Consider the following 3,708-nt stretch of genomic DNA (forward strand, 5'->3'; position numbering starts at 1 on the left):
CGGCCGCGTCCGCCTCTTCGAGCCCGACTGGCAGGACGACCCGGTGGACTTCCTCTCCGCCGCCTCCGCCGAGTTCGCCGCGACCGGGGTGGTCCGCACCGCCCGCCGCTGCCTGGCCGCCATCGAGACGGCCGACCCGGTCATGTTCATCGGCGTCGAGCTGACCCACCAGGAGGACGACCCGCTGGCCCGCCCCCTGGACGCCCTGGGCCGCGCCCTGGCCAAGTCCCCGGTCGCGTGGCCGGTCAACCTGGTCCTCCTGGACGTGGCCCAGGACCCGGTGGCCGACTGGATGAGGGAAAAGGTCCGGCCGTTCCACGAGCACGGCCACTGAGGGCACCCACGAGCGGCCCGCAACCGCGAAAACGGCGACAGCCACCGAGTCCACGGGCGGCCTTAAGCTAGTGCTGCGACCGGAAAGGTTCACCGGCTCGCGACGCCCGGCACGGAACCTCGCCGCGTTGTCGCATCACCCGAGTACGTCCCGTACCCGGGTGATGCTCCGCCATGCGATGCACCGCACCGGACGCCGAGAGCTCTCCGGCGGACCTTTCCCGTCGCAGCACTAGGTGCACAGCTCGTCGAGGGGTTCGTGGAGGGGCGGTACAAAAGGTGAGCGTGAGCGCCAGCGGCACGACGGCCGGGCAGGTCGAGCAGACGCTGCGCCAGGTGACGCCCGGGCGTTACGACGCCTACGAGGCGCTGCTGCGCGCACTGGCGACGCCGTCCTCCGGCCAGATCTGGATGCTGCTGTGGCACGGCCAGGCGGGTTCCCCCGACGCCCAGTACGGGCGGATGGAGGTCGACGGCCACGGCTACGCGCCCTGCGTGACCTCCGCCCAGGAGCTGTCGGCCAGCGGCTGGATGCGGTCGTACGAGGTGGTGGACGGCCTCGACGTGGCCCGCACCCTCTACCCCGACCACTACGGCCTCTGGCTGAACCCGCACGCCCCGGGCGGCGGCGTCGGCGTCCCCTGGCTCGACCTGCGCCGCATCGCCACCGGTCTGGACCGCCAGCCCGCGGGGCCGCTCAGCCTGTCCGAGCCGGCCGTCGAGGTCCCGCAGTTCTACGCCCTGCTCACGCAGAACGCCCATCGCACCCCGGCGGTCCGCTCGCTGCGCCGCGCCTGGGTGCAGCCCGCGCTCGGAGCGCCGTACCTCGCCATCGGCCTGGACGTGTACGACACCTCGCCGGCCGCCGTCGACTCGGTGCGCGCGATGATGCAGCAGTCCATCGGCGCCGTCCCCGACGGGCTGCCGGTGTCGACCGTCGCGATGTCCGACGAGTACGACCCGGTCGCGATGTGGCTGCGCGCCAACTCCCGCCCGTTCTACGACCGCGAGGCGCACGGCGCCGTTCCGCCCCCCGCCCCGGGCTACGGCTACCCGCCCGCGCACCGCCGCTGACCGGGTCGTATCCGCGTGGATCCCGGTCCGGTCGGCCGGCCGACCGGACCGGCGGTGTCCCGCTTCCGCTGACTCAGCGTGACCGTGTCCACGATGTGGACACGGGTGCCGCAGGGGGCCGTTCGTCCGTCGCCCAGCGATGATTTCGCGTCAGATTTTCGGCCATGTGCGCTCAGCTACGGCCACTTGACCACCTGTCACCTGCGGTTTCACCTGTTCTTCGCATGGCCCGAAGCTCCTCGGGCAGCCCCTGGGAGGGCCGTCTCGTGTGTTCGTCGGGTCACATCCCGACGGTGGGACGCCTGAACTGCCCCTTATGTCAACTGCTCAGATCTCAGGTGGGTATCACCGCTATCCGGACTGTTCCTGACTCACTGCGAACGTCTGTAGTGTTCGGCCGGTCAAGATGCATCCACATAGCGGACCCGGAGTGGCCCCAATATGCGCATAACCAAGTCCCGAGTCGCTCGGGCGATCACGGCCGCGGTGGCGGTCGGTCTGATCGCCACGGGCTGCTCCAGCGAGCGGGACGCCGGCAACAAGAGCGACGGCAAGAAGGACACCTTCGTCTTCGCCGGCGCCGGTGACCCTGGCTCCCTGGACCCTGCCCTCGCGAGCGACGGTGAAACCTTCCGCGTGACGCGGCAGGCGTTCGAGGCCCTCCTCGAGCACAAGTCCGGCGGTACCGAGCTGGTCGGCGGCCTCGCCGAGACCTGGTCGAGCAACGACAAGGGCACCGTCTGGACCTTCAACCTTCGCAAGGGCGTGAAGTTCCACGACGGCGAGGCGCTCAACGCCGCGGCCGTCTGCGCCAACTACGACCACTGGTTCAACTGGACGGGCACCTACCAGTCCAGCGCGGTCTCCTACTACTGGCAGACCATCATGGGCGGCTTCGCGAAGAACGAGGACAAGGAGACGCCCGAGGCGAACTACAAGTCCTGCACCGCGAAGGACGAGAACACCGCCGTCATCGAGGTCAAGGAGCCCTCCGCCAACCTCCCCGGCGGCTTCTCCCTCAACGCCCTGGCGATCCACTCGCCGAAGGCCATCAAGGAGTACGCGAAGCAGGAGGCGACCGGCAAGGGCGACGCCATCACGTACCCCAAGTACAGCCAGGAGGCCGGCACGGTCGCCGGTACCGGCCCGTACAAGATCGTCAAGTGGAACAAGGGCAACAAGGAAGTCACCCTCGAGCGCTTCGACGACTACTGGGGCGAGAAGGCGAAGATCAAGAACCTGGTCTTCCGCACGATCGATACCGAGGAGGGCCGCCGCCAGGCGCTCCAGGCCGGTGACATCGACGGCTACGACCTCGTCGCCCCGGCCGACGTCAAGACCCTCGAGAAGCAGGGCTACGTCGTCCCGACCCGTGGTGTCTTCAACCTCTTCTACGTGGGCATGAGCCAGGGGGCCAACAAGGCCCTCAAGAAGAAGGAAGTCCGCCAGGCGATCGCGCAGGCGATCGACAAGGAGAACCTGGTCAAGACCCAGCTGCCCGAGGGCGGCAAGGCCGCGGACCAGTTCATGCCGGACACGATCGCGGGCTACTCCAAGAACGTCGCGAAGTACCCGTACGACACCGCCAAGGCCAAGGACCTCCTCAAGAAGGCCGGTGAGCAGAAGCTCCAGATCGAGTTCTGCTACCCGACCGAGGTCACCCGCCCGTACATGCCTGCCCCGCAGGACCTGTTCGAGCTGATGAAGGCCGACCTGGAGAAGGCCGGCATCACCGTCAAGCCCAAGGCCATGAAGTGGGCCCCGGACTACATCGACGCCGTCCAGGTGGGCTCCTGCGCCCTGCACATGATGGGCTGGACCGGTGACTTCAACGACGGCTACAACTTCATCGGCACCTGGTTCGCCGGGTTCGACAAGCAGTGGGGCTTCAAGGACAAGAAGGTCTTCGACGCCGTGAACGCCGGCTCGAAGCTGGGCAAGGCCGAGGAGCGCACCGCCGCCTACGAGAAGGCCAACGAGGTCGTCATGGACTACCTGCCGGGTGTCCCGATCTCCTCCTCCCCGCCGGCCATCGTCTTCGGCAAGAACGTGAACCCGCCGAACGTCTCCCCGCTGACGCAGGAGATCTTCTCCGAGACCTCCTTCAAGTAAGCGGGCAAGCGGCAGGAAACCAAGAACGGGGGGTCCGCCCGGTCGTCGCAACTCGGCGACCGGGCGGGTCCATTCATGTAAGACATCACGCAAGAAAGGGGCAAGCGGGGTGCTGCGTCTCGTCGTACGAAGACTGCTCCAGCTCATACCCACGCTGCTCGGCCTGTCGGTTCTGCTCTTCCTGTGGCT

3 protein-coding genes are annotated in these 3,708 nt (G+C 68.1%); all 3 read left to right on the forward strand.

Going from position 1 to position 3,708, the window contains the following annotated elements; translation table 11 throughout:
• Nucleotides 1–334 (forward strand): enhanced serine sensitivity protein SseB C-terminal domain-containing protein (locus RH94_RS43180; protein WP_234425726.1); only part of this gene is annotated, 334 nt, incomplete at its 5' end.
• Between the two features lie 284 nt (nt 335–618).
• Nucleotides 619–1,407, forward strand: a complete 789-nt coding sequence (locus RH94_RS12685) for an enhanced serine sensitivity protein SseB C-terminal domain-containing protein (RefSeq protein WP_073947713.1) — start codon at nt 619–621, stop codon at nt 1,405–1,407.
• Between the two features lie 441 nt (nt 1,408–1,848).
• Entirely contained in the window at nt 1,849–3,519 is a 1,671-nt protein-coding gene (locus tag RH94_RS12690; protein ID WP_073947714.1) for an ABC transporter substrate-binding protein, read from the forward strand.
• Nucleotides 3,520–3,708 lie beyond the last annotated feature (189 nt).

This window comes from Streptomyces kebangsaanensis, assembly GCF_001906585.1.
Taxonomy (GTDB): domain Bacteria; phylum Actinomycetota; class Actinomycetes; order Streptomycetales; family Streptomycetaceae; genus Streptomyces; species Streptomyces kebangsaanensis.